This is a genomic window from Kribbella sp. NPDC026611, from assembly GCF_040638345.1.
GTDB lineage: Bacteria > Actinomycetota > Actinomycetes > Propionibacteriales > Kribbellaceae > Kribbella.
Genome location: NZ_JBEZYC010000001.1, coordinates 380,705 through 404,703 on the forward strand (window position 1 = coordinate 380,705; position 23,999 = coordinate 404,703).

Genomic DNA, 23,999 nt, shown 5'->3' on the forward strand with positions numbered 1-23,999 from the left:
GGTAGCCGCCGTCGAACCAGGACCACAGTTCTCACCGTCGCCAACGCATCGCTGATCGTTGTCTGCGTGGGTGTGAGTATCGCGCTGTTCTCGCAGAATGCCTGGATTCTCCGGGCTGCTGCGGCCGGCGCCGCGCTGGTGGCGATCGCCGGCGCTGTCCTGTTCCGCCACCAGTTGCTGGTGGAGCGGCTGGCCCACTCCGACGAGCGCGCGCAGGTGGCGCAGGAGTACTCGCGGATCACCAGCGCGCGCGTGGTCGAGAACGCGGAGTTCGTCGACCTGATGCAGCGCCGGCTGGACAAGATCGACGAACGCCTCGACAAGATCGACGAGGAGGTCGCCACGGTCGTTGCCGCCGGCGACAAACACTCCCAGGCCGAGGCCCCCACCGTCGTCGACCTCAAACTCCGGGGCCTCGCCGCCTCCTAGTAGGTTCTCGGTGTGGACTTTGCTGAGCTGCTGAAGGTTGCCGAGGCTGCTGTCGATCGTGGGCGGGTGGTGACCGCGTCGCGGGCGGTAGGGGAGCTGACGTTCAAGGGCGACCGGGACATGGCGTCCGAGGTCGATTTCGCCGTCGAGCGTGAGGTACGGGCGTTCCTCGAGCGGGAGACGCCGGAGATCGGCGTCCTCGGCGAGGAGGAGGGCGGCGCCACCGACGGGACGCGCTGGGTGCTCGACCCGGTCGACGGCACGGTGAACTTCGTGCACGGCGTACCGCTGTGGGCGATCTCGCTCGGCCTGATCCACGAAGGCCGCGCGGTGGCCGGCGTGATCGACCACCCGGCGATCGCCAGCCGCTTCGCCGCGGCCGAGGGGTTCGGCGCGACGAACAACGGCAAGCCGATCCGGGGCAGCAGCTGCGAGCGGCTGGACGAGGCGTTGGTTGCCGTCGGCGACTTCGCGGTCGGCCCGGACGCCGGGGAGCAGAACGCGCGGCGGCTCGACCTCCTCGGCCGGCTGCATCCGCGCGTGCAGCGGCTGCGGATGATCGGTACGGCGGCGACCGCGTTGACCTGGACCGCGGCCGGGTACTTCGACGCGATGATCATGTTCTCCAACAAGCCCTGGGACACGATGGCCGGCGTCGCGATCTGCCGCGAGGCCGGTGTCACCGTCCTGGACACGGACGGGACCCAGCACGCGCCCGAGTCGAAGGCCACGTTCGCGGTCGCGGAGGGTATTCGCGAGCCCCTGCTGGAATTGATCGCTGAATCCATGGGTTAGTCCCCGAGAGGCTATCCACAGGAGGATTCATGGCAACGCTCGGCGTGATCGGCAGCGGGAACATCGGATCGGCAGTGGCCCGGCTCGCGGTCGAGGCGGGAATCGAGGTCGTGATGGCGAACTCACGCGGCCCGGAAAGCCTGGCGGACAAGGTCCGCGAGCTCGGCGTCCGCGCCGGCACCGTCGAGGAGGCGATCCAGGCGGGCGACTGGGTGATGGTCACCATCCCACTCGGCCGGTACGTCGATCTGCCGGTGGAACCGTTCGCGGGCAAGGTCGTGCTGGACACGATGAACTACTACCCGTCCCGCGACGGCCGGATCGAGCAGCTGGACCGCGAGGAGCTGACGACCGCCCAGCTGGTCCAGGAGCGTTTCTCCGCGGCGCACACCGTCAAGGTGTTCAACAACATCAGCTTCCGCGGCATCGTCCCGCTGGCGCGCCCGGCCGGTGCCGCCGACCGGACCGCACTGCCGATCTCCGGCGACGACGCGGACGCGAAGACGTCGGTGACGAAGCTGATGGACGCGCTGGGCTTCGACGTCGTCGATGTCGGCACCCTCGCCGACAGCTGGCGGTACGAGCCGGAGACGGACGTGTACGTGACGCCGTACCTGGCCTCGACGAGTACGCCGGAGCAGCGCGCGGGCGGTCAGGTGGACCAGCCGAAGTCGCTCTCGGCCGCCGAGCTGACCGAGCTGCTGGCGAAGTCGCATCGCCCGCCGGTCGGCGACCGCCGGTTCTGAACGCTACTTGTCGATGTCCCCGACGACGAAGAACATGCTGCCGAGGATGGCGATCATGTCCGGGATCATCGTGCCGGGGAGCAGCGCGGGCAAGGCGGAGATGTTGTTGAAGCTCGCCGAGCGCAGCTTGAGCCGCCACGGGGTCTTGTCGCCGCGGGACACGAGGTAGTAGCCGTTGATGCCCAACGGGCTCTCGGTCCAGGCGTACGTCTGGCCCTCGGGGACCTTGAGGATCTTCGGCAGCCGCACGTTGATCGGCCCGGCGGGCAGCGTGGACAGCTTGTCCAGGCAGGCGTCCACGAGGTCGAGGGAGACCTTCACCTGTTCGAGCAGCACCGTGAACCGGGCGAAGCAGTCTCCCTCGGGCCGGGTGACGACCCGCAGTACGTCCTGCAGCTCGCCGTACGCCAGGTAGGGCTCGTCGCGGCGGAGGTCCGCGTCGACGCCGGAGGCGCGGGCGATCGGGCCGGAGACGCCGTACTGCGCGACGAGCTCGGGGGAGAGCTTGCCGACGCCGACCGTGCGGGCGCGGAAGATCTCGTTGCCGAGAACGATCTCCTCGATGTCGGGCAGCCGCTTGCGGACCGCGGCCGCGGCGGCCGACGCGCGGCCGAGCCAGCCGATCGGCAGGTCCTCCTTGAGGCCGCCGACCCGGTTGAACATGTAGTGCATCCGGCCGCCGGAGAGCTCCTCCATCACCGCCTGGATCGTCTCGCGCTCGCGGAACGCGTAGAAGACCGGCGTGATCGCGCCGAGCTCGAGCGGGTACGAACCGAGGAACATCAGGTGGTTCAGGACCCGGTTGAGCTCGGCGAGCAGGGTGCGCAGCCAGATCGCGCGTTCCGGGACCTCGAGGCCCATCATCCGCTCGACGGCGATCACCACGCCGAGCTCGTTGGCGAACGCCGACAGCCAGTCGTGCCGGTTCGCCAGCACGATGATCTGCCGGTAGTCGCGGACCTCGAACAGCTTCTCCGCGCCGCGGTGCATGTAGCCGATGATCGGCTCGCAGCCGACGATCCGCTCGCCGTCCAGGGTCAGCCGGAGCCGCAGTACGCCGTGGGTCGCCGGGTGCTGCGGCCCGATGTTGAGCACCATGTCGGTGGTCGGCAACTGCGAGCCGGACCCGGTCCCACCCCGCTCGTACGCGGGGTCGAATCCCTGCGCCCCCGCGCCGACTCCGACCACTCGTTCCACGCTCATGCCCCCTATCGTGACAGGCTTGGGGCGTGGACGACCTCTTCGCACCCTCGGATGTCAGCTGGACGCCGGTCTCGCCGAAGCTGGCCTCGGTCCGCCGGCTGAACGCGGCGATCGCCGCCGGCGTGCTGGGCATCGTGGCGCTGCTCGTGCTCGGGCTGATGCTGAGCTGGCTGTACGGCGTACTCGCGGTGATCGTGATCGCGCTGCTGTTCGGCTGGGCCTGGATCCTGATCGGCCGCAACCAGCGCTCCTGGAAGTACGCCGAGCGCGAGGACGAGCTGCTGGTCAGCCACGGGGTGATGTTCCGCGAGCTGGTCGTCGTACCGTACGGCCGGATGCAGTTCGTCGATGTCACCGCCGGCCCGCTGCACCGGGCGTTCGGGATCGCCTCGGTCGAGCTGCACACGGCCACGCCGGAGACCGACGCCCGCATCCCGGGGCTGCACCCGGACGAAGCCGGTCGGCTGCGTGACCGGCTGTCCGCCCTCGGCCAGGCGCAGGCGTGGGGCCTGTGACCGAGCCGACCGCCGTGATGGAGCAGACCGGTGCGCGGCTGCACCCGCTGACTCCGTTCGTGAAGGGGTGGGCATGGTTCATCGCCGCCGCCCTGGGCCTCGGGAACCAGTTGATCGGCGACGAAGGCCTGCGCAACAACCTGAAACTGGTCGGTCTCGCGCTGGCCGGCGTACTCGTCGGCGGCATTCTGCTCGGGACCCTGTCCTGGTGGTTCACCAAGTGGCAGCTGACCGCTGACGCGATCCGGGTGGACAGCGGCTTCCTGTTCCGCCGGACCCGGATCATCCGCTTCGACCGCATCCAGGCCATCGACGTGGCCCAGCCGTTCCTGGCCCGGTTGCTGGGCATGGCCGAGCTGCGGATGGACGTGGCCGGCGGGGGCAAGAGCGACGGCAAGCTGAGCTTCTTCACGTACGCCGAAGCCGACAAGCTGCGCGCACTCCTGCTGCTCCGGGCCAAGGGGGAGCAGGGCGTCGCCCAGCAGGAGCACGAGCAGCAGGCCGAGGCCGAGACGCCGCCGCTGCTGGTCGTCCCGACGGACCGGCTGCTCGGTGCGACGCTGCTGTCGTCGACCGTTGTCGGTAGTGCGGGCGCCCTGTTCTGGCTGATCGTCGGCACTGTGGTGTTCGACTTCCATATCGGCCTGGTCGCAGGCATCGTGCCGGCGCTCGGTGTACTGCGGCCCATTTGGCAGCAGGTGGTCGGCAACCACGGGTTCACGCTGTCCGAGACCAGCCACGGGCTGCGGACCAAGCGCGGGCTGTTCGACGTGCAGCGGCAGACCATCCCACCCGGCCGGGTGCAGGGTCTGCTCATCGACGAGCCCTTGATCTGGCGGCTGCTGGGCTGGGCCCGGGTCGAGCTGGACATCGCAGGTATGGCCGGCAAGAAGGAGGACAACGAGGAGGACCGCTCGGGCGCTCAGCTGCTGCCAGTCGGCGACCGTGCCGAGGTGGCCGGCGTCCTGGCCCGCATCCTCCCCGGCTTCGACCTCGACCGCATCGAGCTGCGTGTGGCGCCGACGCGCGCCAAGTGGCTCCGCCCGATCGGCTGGCGCTATCTGACCTACGGCTCCGACGACCAGGTCATGGTCACCACCCGCGGCTGGGTGAACCGCCGTACGTCGATCGTCCTGCACCACAAGACCCAGTCCATCCGGCTGAAGCAGGGCCCGCTCCAGCGCCGGCTACGCCTCGCCGACGTCCACGTGGACACCCCGCAAGGCCCAGCAGACGCAATAGCCCTCCACCGCGACGAGGCGGACGCAGCGGCCCTCGTCCAGGCTCAGGCCGACAGAGCCCGCGCGGCCCGGCGTTCCGTGTCTGCACCGGTCGCGGTCCACACCCAGCCGAAGCCGCCTAGTCCGGACGGGTCCAGTAGCTCGGCTGCTTCGGTGGCTGATGACAGGTCGGAGAGGTAGCGCTGCGGGTCCGTTTGGGCCAGGTCAAGGCTTGGACGGGCCCCGCTGACGCCCAGGGCGCGCAGGGCATCCCGTTGCCACACCAGCGTCCCGCCTAGCGAGTCCAGAGCCACATGGGCGGTCACGTCGCACGAGCCGTCGGTGACGGGCTCGCACTCGTGGCCGTGCCGGAAACCGGTCACTGTGGCCCACTGTGGACGCTCGTCCCGGAGATGTCCGTAGTCGATGGCGATCGCCACCGCACGATCGTCCAGCCGGCTGACGACGTCCTGCCAGGCGGCGTCGCGGGTCGTGCCGATATCGGCCTGGTCGCCGGGCTCGCCCGCCCACCAGGTCTGCAGCCAGTCGAGGTCGTTGCCCTTGACAACCTCACCGAGAGACCAGTCCGGCAGGAGATAGCGCGGTACGCCGTCGCGGTCCCACTCGGCGATCTCGCACGGGATGTTGTCGAGCCATTCGTTCGCGATCACCAGCCCGGTGAGCTCGTCCGGCAGCGGGTCGTCGAGCTCGATCTCCACCACCCGCAGCCCGTCCTCACGGAGGACCTTGCCGAGCTCGCCCGAGCCGGCGCCGATGTCGACGACCTCGTCGACCTCGAGCTCGCGGGCCAGCCGGGCGACGGCCTGGCCGAACAGCGGTGAGGCGTGCACCGACGTACGGAAGTGCGCGGCCGGCTGCTCGCGGCGGTAGAAACCGCCGGGCCCGTACAGCGCCGTCTCCCACGCCTGCCGGAATGTTGCCCTCGTCATCGTTCCCGCCTGTACGTCGAAGTCTGTGAACCGTTCCGATCCTAGGATCGTGGACCATGCTGCCCGACGAGCTGAAGGTCCTGTTCACCGGCGAGCCGGTGCTGCACGTGTTCGGCCGCGATCCGTGGCCGATCAGCGCGGACTGGCTCGCCGGCGCGCAGGCCCAGGTGGCCGAGATTGCCCGGGAACCCGGCTTCGCCGACGTCCCGCTGTGGGGGAGCGGGGAGAAGAACTACGTGCCCGGCACGTCGGTCCTGGTCCAGATCGCCTACAACGCGCTGTACGACCTCTTCCCGCCGCTGTCGATCGTGGCCGGCAACGGGCGGGCGTTCGCGGAACTGGTCGTCCGCGAGTACCGCGCGGAGCCGGTCTCGCTCGAGCTCGCGTACGACAGCTGGCTGACCCGGATCCCGGCGGCCGACCTGCTCTACTACTTCAAGCAGCTGTCGCTGGATCCGGAGCAGCGGGAGAAGCTGGTCACGCTGCTGCCGAAGATGCTGCGGATCGCCGACGGCGTGACACCGCTCCAGCCTCGGTACCGCGTCCTGACCACGGCGTACGAACGCATCCTCGCCGAGCCGCGGCTGCTGGCCGCGCATCGCGAGCTGGCGCCGAAGGCGCTGACCCAACTCTGGCGGGACGAGATCCTGGCCGGCGACGAGGACCGGGACCTCTTCCCGGAGCTGTCCTCGAACCCGCTGCGGATGATGGTCCCGGCGGTCGGTCGGCTGGCGACGGCGTACGAGCAGATCGCCGAGGCGACGGCCGAGTCCGAGCACTCGCTGGCGGCCGAGCTGGCCGCGCTGCTGCATCAGGTCGGGCGCGACGAGGTCCCGGCCGGGCTCAGCTTCACCGAGCTCGGCACTGAAGGATCCGCCGAGGTCCAGCAGCACTTCGACGCGACCGCGGGCCCGGTCGACCGGGCCGGCTACCGACGGAAGCGGCGGGACTGGCTCGCGCGAGCGGTCGAGTTCGGTGCGGTGCAGCCGGCCTTCGCGTGGCTCGCAGCCACCTACGAGGTCGGCGCCTGCCTCAAGGGACTGCCGGGCCGGGCGCAGGAGTCCGGTGAGCTGAACATGGTGTCCCAGTTCCTCCGCGACCTGAAGAACGCGTACGACGTGCGTCCGGCGCCGCGGCGCGCGCCGGCACCCGCGGTGTCGTCCGCCGGTGACGCCGAGGCGCCGCCGCCCGAGGACGAGGAGACCCCGGCGACAGCTCCCGCCAAGCCCGTGGTGAAAGCCGAGGCGCCGAGCGATCCGGAACGCGATCTCGAGCAGTTGATCGGTCTTCGGCAGGTCAAGCAGCAGATCGCCGAACTCGCCGCCGAGGCCAAGGTCGCCGGCCTGCGAGCCTCCGCCGGAGTTCGGCCGCCGGCGCCGAGCCGCCACCTGATCTGCGTCGGTCACCCGGGCACCGGCAAGACGACCGTCGCCCGGCTGCTCGGAGGTCTCTACAAGAAGTACGGCGTGCTCTCGTCCGGGCACCTGGTCGAGGTGGGCCGCGCTGACCTGGTCGGCGAGTTCACCGGCAAGACCGCGCCGAAGGTCGAGCGCGTCGTCGAGGAGGCGCTGGGCGGCGTGCTGTTCGTCGACGAGGCGTACACGCTGAAGACCGACCTCGGTCAGGAAGCGCTGGCCACCCTGATGGCGGAGATGGAGAACCATCGCGACGACCTGATCGTGCTGATGGCCGGCTACCCCGACGAGATGGCGAACCTGCTCGACAGCAACCCCGGTCTGCGGTCGCGGTTCGCCCGGACGCTCGAGTTCCCGGACTACACGGACGCGGAGCTGCTGGAGATCTTCCGGGCGCTGGCCGCGGACAGCGGGTTCGACGTGGCCGACGAGACCGCGGAGCGGGTCACGACCACGCTGCACCGGTTGCCTAGGGCACCTGGTTTCGGCAACGGCCGCGCCGTCCGGTCGCTGCTCGAGCAGATGTCGGCTCGGCAGGCAGTGCGGGTGGCCGGGCTGACCGACCCGACCCCAGAGCAGGTCCGCCGGCTGCTGGTGGAGGACCTGCCGCCGGTGTCCGGCTCTGCCCTCGCCGGTGGCGGTGCCGTGCCGGTGCTGGAGCCGGAGGCCCAGCTGGAGCGGCTGGTCGGCCTGACCGAGGTGAAGAAGATCGCCCGCGACCTCGCCGCCGAGGCCAAGGCCGAGGTGCTGCGAGGGAGGGCCGGCATGCCACCGACCGACCTGACCCGGCACATGGTCTTCCTCGGCAACCCCGGGACCGGCAAGACGACGGTCGCCCGGATCCTGGCCGGCGTCTACCGCGATCTCGGCCTGCTCGGCGGCGGCCAGCTGATCGAGGTCACCCGGACCGACCTGATCGCGCAGTACCTCGGCCAGACTGCGCCGAAGGTGCGCAAGGTGGTCGAGCGTGCGCTGGGCGGCGTGTTGTTCATCGACGAGGCCTATGCCCTCAACGACGTGCACTCGTACGGCGCCGAGGCGATCGCGACGCTCGTCCAGGCGATGGAGGAGCACCGCGGCGAGCTGGTCGTCGTGATGGCCGGCTACGAGCGCGAGATGCAGTCGTTGCTGAACGCCAACGCAGGGCTGCGGTCGCGGTTCCCGACGACGCTGACCTTTCCGGACTACTCCCGTACCGAGCTGCAGCAGATCTATTCGGGGCTGGCGACCGCGGCCGGGTACACGCTGGAGGACGGGATGCTGCCACGGGTCAGCGCGCTGATCGAACCCTTCCGCAACCACGAAGGCTTCGGCAACGGACGGTTGGCTCGGACCGCGTTCGAGCAGACGATCCTCCGGCAGGCCACGCGGATCACCGGGCTGAGCGACCCGACACCGGAGCAGGTGCGGTCCCTGGTGAAGGCAGACCTGCCGAGTCGGCTGAGCGGCCGGTCCGAGGCGCCGGACGCCAACTACCTCTGATCGAGCGGAACCGTACCGAACTGGCGCCACCCGCCGTCGTCGCCTTCTCGCCACAGGCCGAGCTCGGTGAGCTCGACCGGTGGAGGTGGGTCGAGCGCCAAGGCGGCTCGGGCCTCGGCGACGACCTCGGGGCCGCCTTGGTTCGAGGACGAGATGGTCAGGTGCGGGTGCACTTCCGCGAACTCACCGCCGTACGGCGGGCACTCGGGGAACGCCTTGAAGACGGCCTGGAGCAGGGAACGGACCGTGTCGAAGGGCTCCGGTCTGAGCCACGCGGTGCCGTTCGGGAACTGACCCGCCGAAGGAAAGCTCAGCTCGAAGGGCTGCACGCCGCTGACCGCATCCTTCAGCCGGTCGACGTCGGCAGGTCCTGGCTCGGCGACCCACGGGACCAGCACGGTCACGTGCGGTGGGATGAGCTCGCTGAGTGGGACGTGTGGCCGAGCACTGGACCGGGACACCGAGCGCCAGCGGTCGGTGAACGCCGCCAGCTCCGGCACTGTGATCAGAATCGCGGTCAATCCCGTCCTGGCTGCCCAAACATCGCTCACCAGCCCATGCTCTCATCACCTACTCTGACAAGAAGATCGTCTGGTACCCCGCTGCGGGACTGGAACGAGTAGAGAGTTGAGTGATGGAACGGATCGGCTTGATCGGAGCCGGCCGGGCCGGGACCGCCCTGGGAGCAGCCTTGGCGGCCGCCGGACATCCCCTGGCCGGAGTCACCGCGCGGTCGGACGCGTCGCGAGAGCGCGCCGCCCGCCTTCTTCCGCACGTGCCGGTGCTGACCTCGGACGAGGTCACCGCCCGCGCCGACGTCGTGATCGTCGCAGTACCGGACCACCTCATCCGTGAGGTCGCCGACACGCTGCCGCTGACCGAGGCGCAGTACGTCGTCCATCTGTCCGGTGCGCACGGACTGGCGCCGCTGGCCGGGCTGGCCGCGACACCGGTCGCGCTGCACCCGCCGATGACGTTCACCGGAGGCCTGGTCGAGCTGGACGGGGTCATGTTCACCGCGACCGCTCCGGACGCGGCCAGGCCCGTCGTCGAGCGGCTGGTGAAGGCAGTCGGTGGGCAGGTGCAATGGGTCGCCGACGAGCAGCGCGCGCAGTACCACGCAGGTTTAGTGCATGGCGCGAATCACCTGACAACGTTGGTATCCCAGGCCCTCGCCGTACTGCGGGACGCCGGCGTGAGCGATCCGGTGGCGACTCTCGGGCCGTTGCTGGCCACAACCCTCGACAACACGCTGCGATCCGGTCATCATGCGCTCACCGGGCCGATCGCCCGGGGCGATGTCGACACGGTGGCAGCCCATCTGGAGGTACTGCGGGCCCGGACGGCGACGACGTACGCCGAGCTGGCCCGCGCGACGGTGGAACTGGTGGTGGCGGACGGACGGCTGGACCCGGCGACGGCCAGTCGATTCACCAAGGTGCTGGACGGGCACCAGGCAGTGAGCCGGGAGCGGGATCGGACAGGGGAGGCACCGCGATGAGACTCACCCAGACCAAGGCCGAACTGCGAGCAGCGGCGGCGATCCGGCCCCGCGCGGTCGTGATGACGATGGGCGCGCTGCACGAGGGGCACGCCGCGCTGCTGGCCGAGGCCCGCGAGCGGGTCGGACCGGACGGCAGCGTGCTGCTGACGATCTTCGTGAACCCGTTGCAGTTCGGGCCCACCGAGGACTTCGACCGGTACCCGCGGACGCTCGCGAGCGACCTGGCGATCGCGAAGAACGAGGGTGTCGACCTGGTCTTCAACCCGTCCCGCGACGAGCTGTATCCGAACGAGCCGTCGATCACCGTGCACCCAGGCCCGCTGGCCGACGAGCTGGAAGGCGTGTTCCGGCCCGGTCACTTCTCCGGGGTACTGACCGTGGTGTCGAAGCTGCTGCACCTGACCGCGCCCGACCTCGCCTTGTTCGGCGAGAAGGACTACCAGCAGCTGACGCTGATCCGCGAGATGGTGTGCGACCTCGACATGGACGTCGACATCGTGCCGGTCCCGACCGTTCGGGAGCCGGACGGGCTCGCGATGTCCTCACGCAACCGGTACCTCGACGAGACCGAGCGTGACGAGGCGCTGGTGCTGTACCGCGCGCTGAGCGCCGGGGCGAAGGCCGGGATGAACGGCCCGGACGCTGTGATGGCCGCTGCGCAGGCGGAGCTGGAGGCGGTTCCGTCGGTCAAGATCGACTACCTCGCGCTCCGGGCCCCCGATCTGGGCCCGGTGATCGGCCCCGGCGAGGCCCGGATGCTGATCGCCGCCCGGGTGGGTCTGACCCGTCTCATTGACAACATTTCCATCACCTTGCGATGAAATCGATTGATACCGTCGCGGGATGAGTGCTCCTGCTGTCCCGCAACGGCTGGCGGCTCCTGCGCCGGGCTGGACCGACACGGTTGACGTCGTGGTGATCGGCTCCGGCGTCGCTGGGCTGACCGCCGCGCTGAAGGCTCGTGAGCTGGGATCTGTCCTGGTGGTGACGAAGGACGTCGTCGCCTCCGGCTCGACCCAGTGGGCCCAGGGCGGTGTCGCCGCGGCCCTGGACCCAGAGGATTCGCCCGAGGAGCACCTGCAGGACACCCTGGTCGCCGGCGCCGGCCTCAGCGACCCGGAGGCCGTCCACGTGCTGGTCACCGAAGGCCCCGACGCGGTCCGCGACCTGATCGAGCTCGGCGCCCGCTTCGACACCCTGGCCGACGGCGAGATCTCGCTCGGCCGCGAAGGCGGCCACCACCGCAACCGGATCGCGCACGCCGGCGGCGACGCGACCGGCGCGGAGATCGAGCGCGCTCTGGTCGCCGCGGTGAGGCGATCCCCGGACATCCGGATCATCGAGCACGCGCTCGTCCTCGACCTCCTGACGGCCGACGACGGCGCCGTCGCGGGCGTCACGCTGCACGTGATGGGCGAGGGCCAGTTGGACGGCGTCGGCGCGATCCGCAGCCGCGTGGTGATCCTCGCCTCCGGCGGTCTCGGCCAGCTGTACGCCGCGACCACCAACCCGAGCGTGTCCACCGGCGACGGGATGGCGCTCGCCCTGCGCGCCGGCGCGAAGGTGCGGGACCTGGAGTTCGTCCAGTTCCACCCGACCGTGCTGTGGTTGGGCAAGGGCGCCCGCGGCCAGCAGCCGCTGGTGTCCGAGGCAGTCCGCGGCGAGGGCGCGTTCCTGGTCGACCACCTGGGCAACCGGTTCATGCAGGGCCAGCACGAGCTCGCCGACCTCGCCCCGCGGGACATTGTGGCGAAGGCGATCATGCGCCAGATGCTTGCCACGGGCAAGGATCATGTCTATCTGGACGCCCGGCACTTCGGCGACGAGAAGTGGCGGGTCAGGTTCCCGACCATCCTGGCGTCCTGCCGCTCGCACGGGATCGACCCGGTCCGCGAGTTGATCCCGGTCGCACCGGCCTGCCACTACTCGTCAGGCGGTGTCTGGACCGACCTGAACGGACAGACGTCCGTCCCGGGTCTCTACGCCTGCGGCGAGGTCGCGTGCACCGGCGTCCACGGCGCCAACCGGCTCGCGTCCAACTCGTTGCTCGAGGGGCTCGTGTTCGCCCGCCGGATCGCCGCCCACTTGGCCGCGGGTCTGCCGGTACTGCGGGAGCCCGCGAGTGACCGGCGGCACCCCGGCCTGGTTGACGCGGACGCCGTACCCGAACTGCAACGGGCGATGACTGTCGGTGCCGGAGTCATCCGGTCGGCCAACGGTTTGACGGAGGCGGGTGCGACCATCGGCAAGTTGGTCGAGCAGCCGGCCGGCGAGCCCGGTACGCCGGGCTGGGAGGCGACGAACCTGGTCACGGTGGCGTCTGCGCTGATCGCCGCCGCGACCGTTCGCGAGGAAAGCCGCGGCTCGCACTGGCGCGAAGACCACCCGGACCGTGATGATCTGCACTGGTCGGGCAACCTGGACCTGACATTGTCCGCCTCCGGCGCGCTCGCTGTGCCCGAGGCCACGTTTGTGCCGCACGAATCCGAGGAGAATCACCGTCATGGATGAGACAGTCGACCGGCAGTGGGTCGGTGACCTCGTGCGGGCGACCATCGAGGAAGACCTGGCCGGAGGCGTCGACGTGACCACCACGGCCACGGTCGACCCGGACCAGGTCTCCGTGGCCGAGCTGGTCGCGCGGGCCGACGGTGTGGTGGCCGGCCTGGAGATCGCCGAGCTGGTGCTCCGGCTGGTCGCGCAGCCGGACGAGATCGAGCTCGAGTACTCGGTCCGTGACGGAGCGTCCGTGCACAAGGGCGACGTCCTGATGACGGTCCGCGGCAAGACGCGGCAGCTGCTCACCGCCGAGCGCACCACGCTGAACCTGCTCTGCCACCTGTCCGGTGTCGCCACGCTGACCCGGCGCTGGGTGGACGCCGTCGAGGGCACCGGCACGGTGATCCGCGACACCCGCAAGACGATGCCGCTGATGCGGTCGCTGGAGAAGTACGCCGTCCGCTGCGGTGGCGGGAAGAACCACCGGATGGGGCTTTCCGACGCGGCGCTGATCAAGGACAACCACGTGATCGCGGCCGGTGGCGTCGCCGAGGCGTTCCGGCTGGTCCGGAAGGCGTACCCGGAGCTCGCGATCGAGGTCGAGGTGGACTCGGTCGACGACGCGCTGATCGCGGTCGAGTCCGGTGCCGAGCTGATCCTGCTCGACAACATGGACGTCCCGCTGCTGCGCGAGGCGGTCGAGAAGGTGGCCGGCCGGGCGCGACTCGAAGCGTCCGGCGGGCTGACCCTGGACCGGGCCCGCGAGGTGGCCGAGACCGGGGTGGACTACCTCGCGGTCGGGGCGCTGACCCACTCCGCGCCAGTGCTCGACATCGCCCTGGACCTCAAGGAGCAGTAATGCTGCTGACCGTCGCCGTCGAGAACACCAGGACCCTGGTCGGGCTGGTGTTCGAGGGCACGGTCAAACGGCACTGGTGGGTCGGCACCGACCCACGCCGTACGGCGGACGAGTGGGGCGTGCTGCTGCAGGGCCTGCTCGCCGGTGAGTCGCCGGTGTCCGGGATCGCGGTGTGTTCCGCCGTACCGCATGTGCTGCACGAGCTGCGGGACGTGGTGTCGCGGTACTACCAGGACGTGTCGAGCGTCGTGGTCGAGCCCGGTGTGAAGACCGGGCTGCCGGTGCTGGTCGACAACCCGCGCGAGGTCGGCACCGACCGGATCGCCAACGCGCTCGCGGCCGTGCACCGGTACGGCGCTCCGTGCCTGGTCGTCGACGTCGGTACGGCGATCACGATCGACGTGGTCAACCCGGCGGGCGCGTTCGTCGGCGGCGTGATTGCCCCGGGCATCGAAACCGCGACCGACGCGCTCGGGGTCGCGGCCGCCCAGCTCCGCCGGGTCGAGCTCGTCCGGCCGCGCTCGGTCGTTGCCAAGAACACCGTCGAGGCCCTCCAGTCCGGTGCGATCCACGGCTTCGCCGCGCTGATCGACGGTCTCGTTGCCCGAATCCGGACCGAACAGGCGATCGATCCGGACACCCCGGTCGTCCTGACCGGCGCCCTCGCACCGCTCCTCGCCGGTCAGCTGACCACCCCGGTCCGCGACGAACCGTTGCTCACGCTGCACGGTCTGTATCAAGCCTTCACCCGCAATCACGGCTGACTGCCCGGAAGGGCAAAAGCTCTTGTGCACTCGAGGTGATCTGGATCACCATGAGAGCAGCCACTTTGGGGGGAAGCCATGAGAGCTGCTTATCGGGTGCTGGGCATACTCATCGCCGTCAGCGTCGTCCTGCAGGCCATGTTCATCGCGCTCGGCTGGTTCATCGCGCTCAAGGACGTAGACGGTGGGCTGGTGATCGACAAGAACTACGACGGCAACATCGGCCACACGCTGCACGGGCAGTTCGGGATGATGGTGATCCCGATCCTCGCGCTGCTGCTGCTGATCTCGTCGTTCTTCGCGAAGGTGCCGGGCGGGATCAAGTGGGCGCTGTACGTGTTCGGCCTGGTCGTGCTGCAGATCGCGCTCGCGTTCCTGTCGTTCGCCGCACCCGTGGTCGGGCTGCTGCACGGCCTGAACGCCTTCGCGCTGGCAGCCGTGGCGAGTATGGCGTCCCGCCGCGCGGCCGGCGCGCCCGCGGTGGCCACCGCGACCACCAGCACGGTGTAATTGCTGTTGGCAACCACATTGACCGCACGGACCAGGCCGCTGGTCGCGCTCGCGGCAACGTTCGTCGTGCTCGCCCCGATCGCGTTCTTCTGGGCGCGCAGCCTGGTCCCGAACGACCTCTCGGCGATGACGATGGGGTACGCCGACTACGGTGGCGGCCCGTCGACGGGACACGTCCACCATGGCGTCGATGTGAGCGAGCTGACGCCGCCGGCTGACCAGAAGGCCGACGTCGTGGTGGATCTGGTCGCCCGGAAGGAGCGGTTCGACCTGCCCGGCCGTGGCGCGGTCGAGGGGTTCACGCTCAATCACACCTCGCCCGGGCCGAAGATCGTCGCGCAGCAAGGTCAGCTGATCCAGGTCACGCTGCACAACGAGAACATCTCCGACGGCATCACGCTGCACTGGCACGGCGTCGACGTACCGAACGCCGAGGACGGGGTCGCCGGGGTCACGCAGGACGCCGTACCGCCCGGGCAGTCCTTCGTCTACCGCTTCGTCGCCAAGGACGCGGGCACGTACTGGTACCACTCGCACCAGGTCTCGCACGAGCAGGTGCAGAAGGGGCTGTACGGCGTACTGATCGTCCAGCCCGCACCGAACGACGTGATCGCGGCCGTGCACACATACGACAAGGTCCGCACGGTCAACGGCGGGTACGGCGAACGCCGCGTGCGGGCGCCGGGGCCGACGGCTCGTGTGCGGCTGATCAACACGGACAACGGCCCGATGGCGATCTGGGTCGACGGAGCGCCGTACAAGGTGCTCGCGGTGGACGGGACCGACGTGAACGCACCGACCGAGGTGACCGGGAAGGCTGTGCTGGTCACTGCGGGTGGACGGATCGACCTGGAGGTACCGACGGCGAAGGCCGTGCGGATCGGTCTGGGTGGCGGACCGACCACGCTGGTGATCGGGGACGGGGACGCACCGACAGGGACCGAGCCGCGGGACCGGGTGGATCTTCTGACCTACGGCGCCCCGAAGGCGCTGGCCTTCGACCCGGCGAAGGCGACGCGGGTGTTCCGCTACGACATCGGCCGGCAGGTCGGGTTCTTCGACGGCAAGCCCGGGCTGTGGTGGACGATCAACGGGCACCAGTACCCGGACGTGCCGATGTTCGTGGTCTCCGAGGGCGACGTGGTCCGGATGACCATCAAGAACACCTCCGGCCAGGTCCATCCGATGCACCTGCACGGCCACCATGTCGTCGTACTCAGCCGGAACGGGGTGAAGGCGACCGGGAGCCCCTGGTGGACGGACTCGCTCAACGTGGAGGACAAGGAGACCTACGAGGTCGCCTTCGTGGCGGACAACCCCGGGGTCTGGATGGACCACTGCCACAACCTCCCGCACGCGGCTCAGGGGCTCATGACGCACCTGATGTACACGGGAGTGAGTACGAAGTTCCACCTGGGCGGCGGACCGGCCAATCAGCCCGAGTGAATGGCTCTGCCAACGGTCAGGTTCTTGCGGAGCGACTCCGGCAGCAGGCCGTTGAACGCAGAGTCCGGCTGGGTGCCGGTTGCGTCGAGCGTCTTCGAGAAGAACGCCCGGGCTGCCGCAGCGAGCACTACGTCGAGTACGTCGGCATCGGTCAGGCCGAGCGCCTTCAGGTCGTCGACGTCCTGCTGGGTGACCGCGTCGGCCGAGAGCGCGACCTTGCGGGCGAAGTCCATCACCGCTCGGTCGACGGGATCGTTGGCCGGTCCGCCGACCAGCGACTCGACTTCCTCGGCGGTGTAGAACTTGTCGGCCAGCACCTGGCCGTGCGCGAGACAGCAGTAGCTCGACTTGAGTGCACTGGCGGCCGCCAGCGTGGCCAGCTCGTACCGGCGCAGGTCCATGGACTGCTTGATCGCGCCGTTCAGCTGCTTCCAGGCCTCGTAGACCGCGGGCCGGGCCGCGAAGGTGGTGACGAAGTTCGGGATGTGGCCGGCCGCGGCGCGGTTTTGGTCGCAGAACTCCGGGTTACTTGGTGTCTCGATGAAAGCCATCTCGTTCCCCCCTTGTCGCTTCTTTCACAGTAGGACAGAACCGGTAGAGCGTGATACCGATCCGGCAACGGTGCTGGGGGAGCGATACCGGGCACTGGGTATGGTTCACCCGGTCGGTGGTGAGGTAGCTGAGACGAGGTGATCCGATTGCGGCGGTCGCGCGCCCTAGCCGTAGCGCTGTCGGTGGCGGTCGGTGCGACGGTGCTTACCGGGTGCTCGAGGGATCCGGCGCCGCGGGACGTCGGCGTCGCATGGGCACCGAAGGGCCAGGCGGTGCTGGTGACCTGGAAGGACAACGGCGAGCCGAACCGGATCACGATCGAGGGCGTGCTCAGCGAGAGCCCGTCGTACGTCAAGTACCTCCCGGCGGACGCGCCGAACAGCTGGCAGATCCCGACCTCCGAGTTCCCGCCGGACGGGAACTACAAGGTCGCCGTCGGCACCGGGACGTCGCAGGGTGGTGTCACCAGCGAGCTGACCCGCTCGCCCGTGTTCGACACCGACGGTCCGGTCCGGCCGAGTGCGGCGGCCGCCGCGCCGCAGGGCCGCGGGGTGCTGATCAACTGGTCGGTGCCCGCGGCGGGCCAGGACTTCACGCCGAACGACCCGCTCGACGTGAAGGGCAAGAAGACCCAGAAGTACGTGCCGCTGATCGGCCGGCCTGGGCAGCAGTTGAAGGTGATCGGCCCGGCGACGACCTCGACCCGGCAGGTGATCAAGAGCATCAAGCCGCCGTACGTCTTCCAGCTGCGGACGTCCAACGAGTGGAGCACCCGGCTGGGCGGACAGGTGCTCGGGCTGACCAGTTCGGTCAACGCGGCCATGCCTGCGCTGGCTCAGTTCAGCGTCGTGATCCGGGTGCGTGGGCGGGTCGTCCTGCAACAGGTCGGCTGTGAGCCCGACGCACCGTGTGGGACGCAGCGAGCCACCCCGGCCGGCGTGCCGGTGCAGGTGCTGACCCAGGCCATTCCCGGTGCCCGATGGACGCCGGTGGCCAACGGCACGACGACAGCGGGCGGGTACTACGACATCGGCGTGACCGCCGGCGCCAGCCGCCCGTACAAGGTCACCGTCCCCGTCTACACGCGGCCCGGGATGATCGCCGGGACCTCGAACAGCCGTCCGCTGTACACGAAGTCCGTTGTCCGGGTCGCCTCGGCCGGCTTCATCGGCGGCGAGACCGCGAAGAAGGCCGGCTCGATGGTCACCGTGTTCGCAACGGTCAAGCCGGCGTTGAACACGACCACGATGCTGCAGGCGTGGAACCGGCAGACCCGCCGGTGGGTCAACGTGAAGGCGACCGCGATGCGTCAGGGGCAGACCGCGCTGGCGTTCAAGGCCGCGCAGGCCGGGGACTTCTCCTACCGGTTCGTGATCCCGGCGGCGGTGATGTTCGGCCGGCCGATGGACGGGACGATAACGCCGCAGCTGGCGCTACACATCCGCTGACGCCGACTCCGGCCGCGCTGCCGTGGGGGCGGCGGCCTGCCGGCGCTTCCGGATCCGGTGCACGACGTACGCCGCGAGCGCAAGAACCGCGATACCGACCAGCGCCCAGACCGAGACCCGGCCGAAGATCTTGTCCGCGTTGTCCCCGACCTTCCAGGCGACGATCCCGATCGTGGCCGACCAGGCGATCCCGCCGGCCGCGTTGGCCGCCAGGAACCGCGGGTAGGGCATCCGCAGCATGCCCGCCATCGGGCCGGCAAAGATCCGGAGCAGCGCGACGAACCGGCCGAAGAACACCGTCCAGACGCCGTACCGGTGGAAGTACTTCTCGGCCCGCACGATCCGGTCCTCGGAGAAGTGGTGGAACCGCCGGCCGAGCCGCTCGAACAGGCGGCGGCCCGCCTTGCGGCCGATGAAGTACCCGATCGAGTCGCCGACGATCGCGCCGATGGCCGCCGCCGCGATCACGAACTCGATCCGCAGGTGACCCTGCGAAGCGAGCAGCGCCGCCGCGATCAGCGTCGTCTCACCGGGCAGCGGCACGCCCATGCTCTCGACGCCGATGACGAGCCCGACCACCAGATACGCCAGGATCGCGACACTCGTCGGAATGGCGATGGCCTGCGCGACCAAGAGTTCCCCCATGCACCCATGGTGACATCGGCAGGCAACCGCTTTGGTGACGGGGCAACTATTCGGGGGGAATTTCAGGGTTGTGACCGTTGAAGGCCTTGGTCACGTTCTGCAGCGCTGCGGTGACCTCGGAGGGGATCACCCAGAACGTGTTGCCGGGGCCCTTGGCGAGCTCGGGCAGCATCTGGAGGTACTGGTAGGCGAGCAGCTTCGGGTCCGGGTCGTTGCGGTGGATCGCCTCGAAGACGGTGTCGATCGCCTTCGCCTGACCCTCGGCCCGCAGGATCGCCGCCTGCCGGTCGCCCTCCGCGGTCAGGATCCGGGACTGCCGGGCGCCCTCGGCGTTCAGGATCGCGGCCCGCTTCTCCCGCTCGGCCCGCATCTGCTTCTCCATCGACTCCTTGATCGACGGCGGCGGCTCGATCGCCTTCAGCTCGACCCGGTTCACCCGGATGCCCCACTTGCCGGAGGCCTCGTCCAGGACCCCGCGCAGGATCGAGTTGATGTGCTCGCGCGACGTCAGCGTCTTCTCCAGGTCGAGCGCGCCGATCACGTTCCGCAGGGTGGTGACGGTGAGCTGCTCGATCGCCTGGATGTAGTTCGCGATCTCGTACGCCGCCGCGCGCGGGTCGGTGACCTGGAAGTACAGCACCGTGTCGATGTGGACGACCAGGTTGTCCTCGGTGATCACGGAGTTCGGCTGGAAGGACACCACCTGCTCGCGCAGGTCGATCAGTGCCCGCGGACGGTCGATGAACGGGATGACGACGTTCAGGCCGGGCTCGAGGGTGCGCAGGTACCGGCCGAGGCGCTCGACGTTGCTGGCCCGGGCCTGCGGCACGATCCGCACGGTCCGTAGCACCAGCATGACCGCGAGCAGGGCGACGACGAGTCCGATGATCAGTTCGGCCATGGTTCCTCCTGGGGGTGCACGAGGGCGGTAGCCCCTTCGATCGCGAAGACGTCGACCCGGGTGCCGGCCGGGATCTGCAGGTGTGGGTCGTACGAGCGGGCGCTCCACTCCTCGCCGCCGATCCGGACCCGGCCGTCGTCGCGGCCGCAGTCCTTCAGCACCACGGCCTCGCGCCCGACCAGCGCAGCGACGCCGGTGCGCAGCGTGGGGTGGCCGGTCAGGTGCCGGCGCGCGACCGGCCGGACCAGCGTCACCATCGCGGCGGCGGTGACCGCGAAGGCCACGACCTGGAAGCCGATGCCGAGGCCGATCCCGCCGACCGCGGCCGCGGCCAGCGCCGCGACGGCGAGCAGGAGCAGGTCCAAGGTCGCTGTCATCAACTCGGCCGTGCCGAGGACAGCGGCGACGATCAACCACAGGATCCAGGAGTGCATGGCGACCACCCGACGGCGGAAAGTACCTCTTCGTTCGAAGGTACTCCTGGATACGCCGTCCGGGACCTAACGGTTCAGCTGCCTTGTGGCCGTTCTCCGCTCGGGACGACGGCGATCAGCGAACTGATCTGCCGGGCACCGGCCGGGTGCGAGGCCGCGGACCGGCCCTTCTTGTACCGGTCGACCAGCTCGATCAGCTCCTTGCCGAACCGCAGCGCCTCGTCCTGCGTGAGCCACAACCGGGAGGTGCTCAGCGAGCTGGCGCCGTCCCACGGGTCGTCACCGTCCAGGTCGACGAACTGCTGCAGGATCCGGTCCATCGCCGTACGGATCATCGCCTGGCCGGCGACCCGCCCGGTGGCGTCGGAGTGCGATTCGACCTTCAGCGACCGTGCGGGGGCTCGCCAGGGCCGCTCGCGGCCGTCCGCGGACGCGTCGGCGCGTTCCAGGATCCCCCAGCGCTCCAAGGCGCGCAGGTGGTAGCTCATCGCCGACGGGGTCAGGCCGGCCAGCTCGGCGCACTCGGTCGCGGTCAGCACCTTGCCGTTGTAGAGCTCGTCGATGACCACCTGCCGCGCCGGGTGCGCCAGGGCCCGGATCGCCCGCGGGTCCTTGATCACCAGCTGTTTCTTGACCGCCACGAGATCAGCGTAGCGAAACCCTTGACGGATGGGAATATGAAGTATTTACTTCACAACTATGAAGCAAATCCTTCAGACTTCGATCTGGTCGCACCGTGACGTCCGGCTGGTCCTGCCGGCCCGGGCGCTGTCCTTCGCCGGCGACTCGATCGCGATGATCGTGCTGATGCTGCGAGTGGCCGACGGCCACGGCCCGGCCGCCGTCACCGCGCTGCTGCTCGCCTTCGCCGTACCGACCGTGCTGATGATTCCGTTCGCCGGGCGGATCGTGGACGGGTACGACTCCCGCACGGTCCTGGTCTGGTCGGGTTTGCTGCAGGCGGCCGCAGGCGTGGGGCTCGCGTTCGTCCACGACCTCGTGCACACGCTCGTGCTGGTCTGCGTGTTGCAGCTCGGCCAAGCGGTGGCCGGTCCCGCCTGGGGGGCGTTGATCCCTCGGATCGTCGGTGAGGAGCACGTGGGCAAGGCCACCGGGACGAGTCAGGCCCTGATCGGCGTCGCCATGCTGTCGGGCTCTGCCGTCGGCGGTGTGCTCGTCGGGTGGGCGGGTGCTCGTGGAGCGCTGCTCGTCGACGCGGCCACGTTCCTGGTGCTGATCGTCGTCGCCCGGATGGTGCGGACCCGCCGCCGCCCGGAGCCCGGGGCAGTGCAGGAGCGGGGCGGTGTGTCGGCCGGTCTGCGGGCCATCTTCGGTGACCAGCTGCTGCGGATCCTGGTGCCGGCGCTCTGGCTGTTCGTGGTGGTCGGCGAGGCGGTCAACGTGGTCGAGGTCTACCTGATCACCAAGGAGCTCGGCCTCGGGCCCGAGCTGTACGGCGCGGCCGGAGCGGCGACAGGTGCCGGCGCGATCCTCGGTTCCTGGCTCTGCGGGCGGCTGCGCGGTGACCGTGGCCAGGCCTGGGGAGTCGTCGCCGGTATGGCCGCGATCGGCGGATCGTGTGTCCTGATGGGCGTCGCCGGAAGCTTCGTGACCCTGATGATCGGCGCGACCATGGTCGGCGGGGGGAGCGGGATGGTGAACGCCGGGTCCAGCTCGCTGGTCGTGACCAGGTCTGTCGAGGCCGTCCGGGGCCGCGTGATCGCGGCCCTGAACGGAACAGTCCGGTCGTTCAGCATCCTCGCCCTGCTGCTGGGAGGTGCGGCCGGTGCGCTGCTCGGTCCGCGGGGGACCTTTGTGACCTGCGGTGTGGCGTGCGTGGTGGCCGCGGCGCTGGCCTGCGTGCTCGTCGTCCGGGTAAAGGATTCGGAGCTGGAGGCCCTCTGTCACTAGCCTTTGGGTATGACTGATACGCACGTGGACCCGGTGAACCCCGACAACGGGCAGGACGACCTGCCCGAGCAGATGCGGGTTCGCCTGGAGAAGCGTGCGCGGCTGCTGGCGGAAGGAGTGCCGCCGTACCCGATCTCGGTGGGGCGGACGCACCTGCTGAAGGACCTGCGGGCGAAGTACGACGGGCAGCAGCTGGAGCCGGACACCCGGACCGGTGAGCAGGTCGCGGTGGCCGGCCGGGTGATCTTCCTGCGCAATACCGGCAAGCTCTGCTTCGTCCGGCTCCGCGAGGGCGACGGGACCGAGCTGCAGGTGATGCTGTCGCTCGCCGACCTCGGCGAGGAGGAGCTGGCCAGGTTCAAGCAGCTCGTCGACATCGGCGACCTGCTGTCCGTCCGGGGCGAGGTCATCACCAGCCGCCGCGGCGAGCTGTCCGTGCAGGCGACCAGCTGGGAGATCGCGGCCAAGACGCTGCGCCCGCTGCCGAACGAGCACAACCCGCTCAGCGAAGAGGCGCGGGTCCGGATGCGGTACGTCGACCTGATCGTCCGGCCGGAGGCCCGCGACATGGTCCGCGCGAAGGCGGCCGTGCTGAAGGCGCTGCGGACGACGTACGACGACCACGGCTTCATCGAGGTGGAGACGCCGGTGCTGCAGCTCACCAACGGTGGCGCCGCGGCCCGGCCGTTCAGCACCCACCTGAACGCGTTCGACCAGGAGATGAAGCTGCGGATCGCGCTCGAGCTCGACCTGAAGCGGGCGATGATCGGCGGCGTCGACCGGGTCTACGAGATCGGCCGCACGTTCCGTAACGAGGGCCTGGACTCCACCCACTCGGCGGAATTCTCGATGATCGAGGCCTACCAGGCGTACGGCGATTACGACACGATGGCCGAACTGATCGCCGAACTGATGCGGAACTCGGCCCGCGCGATCGGTCGCACGGTGATCACGGCGCGCGACGGTTCGGACCTCGACCTGGAGCAGCCGTTCCGGCACGCGACGCTTTTCGGGCTGGTCTCGGAAGCGGTCGGCGAGACCGTTGACGTGACCACCGACGTGGCCACTCTCACCAAGCTGGCCGAGCAGCACGACGTCGAGCTGCAGCCGGGCCGGAATGCCGGTGAGATCGCCGTCGACTTGTTCGAGAAGCTCTGCGAGCACACGCTGATCCAGCCCACCTTTGTCCGCGACTATCCGGAGTCGGCGCGACCGCTCGCGAAGCCGCACCGGGAAATCCCCGGACTCGTCGAGGCCTGGGACCTGATCGTCAACGGGGTCGAGCTCGGCACCGCGTACTCGGAGCTGAACGACCCGGTGATCCAGCGTGAACGCCTGGTGGCGCAGTCGTTGCAGGCCGCCGCCGGCGATCCGGAAGCGATGGAGCTGGACGAGGACTTCCTGCGCGCGATGGAATTCGGGATGCCGCCGGCCGGTGGTATGGGGATGGGTCTCGACCGGCTGCTCATGCTGCTCACCGGGACCGGTATCCGGGAGACGATTCTCTTCCCGCTGCTCCGCCCGGAGTGACTCCGAAACCGGCTCCGCGGTAGTTGCGTAGCACAACAGACGACCCCGGCAAATGCCGGGGTCGTTTATTCTGGTCCAGCCGGTTACCGGCCGGATGAATACTCAAGGTCACCAACGCCGCACCGCGATGACCGGCCGTCGCCGAACCCGAGGATTTTGGTCACATCTTTCCGGCTCATTGTCGGAGGAGAATGACATGGACCGGGTTTATGAGGTACAAATCAGGAGCTAACAATTCAGC

General features: G+C 69.5%; 23 protein-coding genes and 1 pseudogene. 16 read left to right on the top strand and 8 right to left on the bottom strand.

Annotated features, from left to right (window positions below):
* Window positions 1–66: 66 nt before the first annotated feature.
* From AB0E69_RS01910 to AB0E69_RS01920, 3 genes are read left to right on the top strand one after another with little or no spacing between them, the layout of a single operon-like run.
* The gene (locus tag AB0E69_RS01910) at window positions 67–429 is read left to right on the top strand and encodes a hypothetical protein (protein ID WP_360137973.1); all 363 of its coding nucleotides are present in this window, start codon (window positions 67–69) and stop codon (window positions 427–429) included.
* Window positions 430–441: 12 nt separating this feature from the next.
* Window positions 442–1,224, top strand: coding sequence for an inositol monophosphatase family protein (locus tag AB0E69_RS01915; protein ID WP_360137976.1), 783 nt, complete (start codon window positions 442–444; stop codon window positions 1,222–1,224).
* Window positions 1,225–1,253: 29 nt separating this feature from the next.
* Complete coding sequence (locus AB0E69_RS01920; RefSeq protein ID WP_360137979.1) at window positions 1,254–1,970, top strand: NAD(P)-binding domain-containing protein; 717 nt, start codon at window positions 1,254–1,256, stop codon at window positions 1,968–1,970.
* 3 nt (window positions 1,971–1,973) lie between these two features.
* Here the strand turns inward: AB0E69_RS01920 and AB0E69_RS01925 are convergent, their stop codons facing one another.
* Window positions 1,974–3,173 carry an NADH-quinone oxidoreductase subunit D gene (locus AB0E69_RS01925; protein WP_360137982.1) on the bottom strand — a complete coding sequence of 400 codons (1,200 nt, stop codon included), beginning with the start codon at window positions 3,171–3,173 and terminating at the stop codon, window positions 1,974–1,976.
* 26 nt (window positions 3,174–3,199) lie between these two features.
* Between AB0E69_RS01925 and AB0E69_RS01930 the strand changes: the two genes are divergently transcribed.
* Together AB0E69_RS01930 and AB0E69_RS01935 are read left to right on the top strand one after the other, a co-directional pair.
* Complete coding sequence (locus AB0E69_RS01930) at window positions 3,200–3,688, top strand: PH domain-containing protein (protein ID WP_360137985.1); 489 nt, start codon at window positions 3,200–3,202, stop codon at window positions 3,686–3,688.
* Entirely contained in the window at window positions 3,685–5,109 is a 1,425-nt protein-coding gene (locus tag AB0E69_RS01935; RefSeq protein WP_360137988.1) for a PH domain-containing protein, read from the top strand. Before AB0E69_RS01930 ends, AB0E69_RS01935 begins: the two co-directional genes overlap by 4 nt.
* A 107-nt stretch (window positions 5,110–5,216) precedes the next feature.
* Here AB0E69_RS01935 and AB0E69_RS01940 read toward each other — a convergent pair.
* Window positions 5,217–5,858, bottom strand: a pseudogene (locus AB0E69_RS01940) (SAM-dependent methyltransferase); the annotation flags it as partial.
* 56 nt (window positions 5,859–5,914) lie between these two features.
* On the opposite strand from AB0E69_RS01940, the gene AB0E69_RS01945 reads away from it, so the two are divergent.
* Window positions 5,915–8,755, top strand: coding sequence for an AAA family ATPase (locus AB0E69_RS01945; protein ID WP_360137991.1), 2,841 nt, complete (start codon window positions 5,915–5,917; stop codon window positions 8,753–8,755).
* On the opposite strand, the gene AB0E69_RS01950 is transcribed toward AB0E69_RS01945, so the two are convergent.
* Window positions 8,746–9,306 (bottom strand): 2'-5' RNA ligase family protein, encoded by a 561-nt coding sequence (locus AB0E69_RS01950; RefSeq protein WP_360137994.1) that lies wholly within the window; start codon window positions 9,304–9,306, stop codon window positions 8,746–8,748. The genes AB0E69_RS01945 and AB0E69_RS01950 overlap by 10 nt on opposite strands.
* 83 nt (window positions 9,307–9,389) lie before the next feature.
* On the opposite strand from AB0E69_RS01950, the gene AB0E69_RS01955 reads away from it, so the two are divergent.
* From AB0E69_RS01955 to AB0E69_RS01985, 7 genes are all read left to right on the top strand, one after another.
* A complete protein-coding gene (locus AB0E69_RS01955; RefSeq protein WP_360137997.1) occupies window positions 9,390–10,256 on the top strand; it encodes a Rossmann-like and DUF2520 domain-containing protein in 867 nt (288 codons plus the stop codon).
* Window positions 10,253–11,080 (top strand): pantoate--beta-alanine ligase, encoded by an 828-nt coding sequence (panC, locus tag AB0E69_RS01960; protein WP_360138000.1) that lies wholly within the window; start codon window positions 10,253–10,255, stop codon window positions 11,078–11,080. The genes AB0E69_RS01955 and panC overlap by 4 nt, the downstream gene beginning before the upstream one ends.
* A gap of 22 nt (window positions 11,081–11,102) precedes the next feature.
* Complete coding sequence (locus AB0E69_RS01965; RefSeq protein WP_360138003.1) at window positions 11,103–12,770, top strand: L-aspartate oxidase; 1,668 nt, start codon at window positions 11,103–11,105, stop codon at window positions 12,768–12,770.
* Window positions 12,763–13,617 (top strand): carboxylating nicotinate-nucleotide diphosphorylase, encoded by an 855-nt coding sequence (nadC, locus tag AB0E69_RS01970; protein ID WP_360138006.1) that lies wholly within the window; start codon window positions 12,763–12,765, stop codon window positions 13,615–13,617. The genes AB0E69_RS01965 and nadC overlap by 8 nt, the downstream gene beginning before the upstream one ends.
* Window positions 13,617–14,381, top strand: a complete 765-nt coding sequence (locus tag AB0E69_RS01975; protein ID WP_360138009.1) for a type III pantothenate kinase — start codon at window positions 13,617–13,619, stop codon at window positions 14,379–14,381. Before nadC ends, AB0E69_RS01975 begins: the two co-directional genes overlap by 1 nt.
* Before the next feature lie 78 nt (window positions 14,382–14,459).
* The gene (locus tag AB0E69_RS01980; protein ID WP_360138012.1) at window positions 14,460–14,891 is read left to right on the top strand and encodes a hypothetical protein; all 432 of its coding nucleotides are present in this window, start codon (window positions 14,460–14,462) and stop codon (window positions 14,889–14,891) included.
* Window positions 14,892–14,897: 6 nt separating this feature from the next.
* On the top strand, window positions 14,898–16,337 hold the full coding sequence (locus tag AB0E69_RS01985) for a multicopper oxidase family protein (RefSeq protein WP_360138015.1): 1,440 nt from the start codon (window positions 14,898–14,900) through the stop codon (window positions 16,335–16,337).
* Here the strand turns inward: AB0E69_RS01985 and AB0E69_RS01990 are convergent.
* On the bottom strand, window positions 16,325–16,888 hold the full coding sequence (locus AB0E69_RS01990; protein ID WP_360138018.1) for a carboxymuconolactone decarboxylase family protein: 564 nt from the start codon (window positions 16,886–16,888) through the stop codon (window positions 16,325–16,327). The genes AB0E69_RS01985 and AB0E69_RS01990 overlap by 13 nt on opposite strands.
* Window positions 16,889–17,026: 138 nt before the next feature.
* On the opposite strand from AB0E69_RS01990, the gene AB0E69_RS01995 reads away from it, so the two are divergent.
* The gene (locus AB0E69_RS01995) at window positions 17,027–18,337 is read left to right on the top strand and encodes a hypothetical protein (protein WP_360138021.1); all 1,311 of its coding nucleotides are present in this window, start codon (window positions 17,027–17,029) and stop codon (window positions 18,335–18,337) included.
* Here AB0E69_RS01995 and AB0E69_RS02000 read toward each other — a convergent pair.
* From AB0E69_RS02000 to AB0E69_RS02015, 4 genes are all read right to left on the bottom strand, one after another.
* Complete coding sequence (locus AB0E69_RS02000) at window positions 18,323–18,982, bottom strand: DedA family protein (protein ID WP_360138024.1); 660 nt, start codon at window positions 18,980–18,982, stop codon at window positions 18,323–18,325. The two genes, AB0E69_RS01995 and AB0E69_RS02000, sit on opposite strands and share 15 nt — an antisense overlap.
* A gap of 46 nt (window positions 18,983–19,028) precedes the next feature.
* Window positions 19,029–19,883 (bottom strand): SPFH domain-containing protein, encoded by an 855-nt coding sequence (locus AB0E69_RS02005; RefSeq protein WP_360138027.1) that lies wholly within the window; start codon window positions 19,881–19,883, stop codon window positions 19,029–19,031.
* Window positions 19,871–20,317 carry an NfeD family protein gene (locus AB0E69_RS02010; protein ID WP_360138030.1) on the bottom strand — a complete coding sequence of 149 codons (447 nt, stop codon included), beginning with the start codon at window positions 20,315–20,317 and terminating at the stop codon, window positions 19,871–19,873. Before AB0E69_RS02010 ends, AB0E69_RS02005 begins: the two co-directional genes overlap by 13 nt.
* 74 nt (window positions 20,318–20,391) lie before the next feature.
* On the bottom strand, window positions 20,392–20,958 hold the full coding sequence (locus AB0E69_RS02015; protein ID WP_360138033.1) for a helix-turn-helix domain-containing protein: 567 nt from the start codon (window positions 20,956–20,958) through the stop codon (window positions 20,392–20,394).
* A gap of 58 nt (window positions 20,959–21,016) precedes the next feature.
* Here AB0E69_RS02015 and AB0E69_RS02020 point away from each other — a divergent pair, with 58 nt between their 5' ends.
* Window positions 21,017–22,228 carry an MFS transporter gene (locus AB0E69_RS02020; protein ID WP_360138036.1) on the top strand — a complete coding sequence of 404 codons (1,212 nt, stop codon included), beginning with the start codon at window positions 21,017–21,019 and terminating at the stop codon, window positions 22,226–22,228.
* A 9-nt stretch (window positions 22,229–22,237) separates the two neighbouring features.
* Window positions 22,238–23,758, top strand: a complete 1,521-nt coding sequence (lysS, locus tag AB0E69_RS02025; protein WP_360138039.1) for a lysine--tRNA ligase — start codon at window positions 22,238–22,240, stop codon at window positions 23,756–23,758.
* Window positions 23,759–23,999 lie beyond the last annotated feature (241 nt).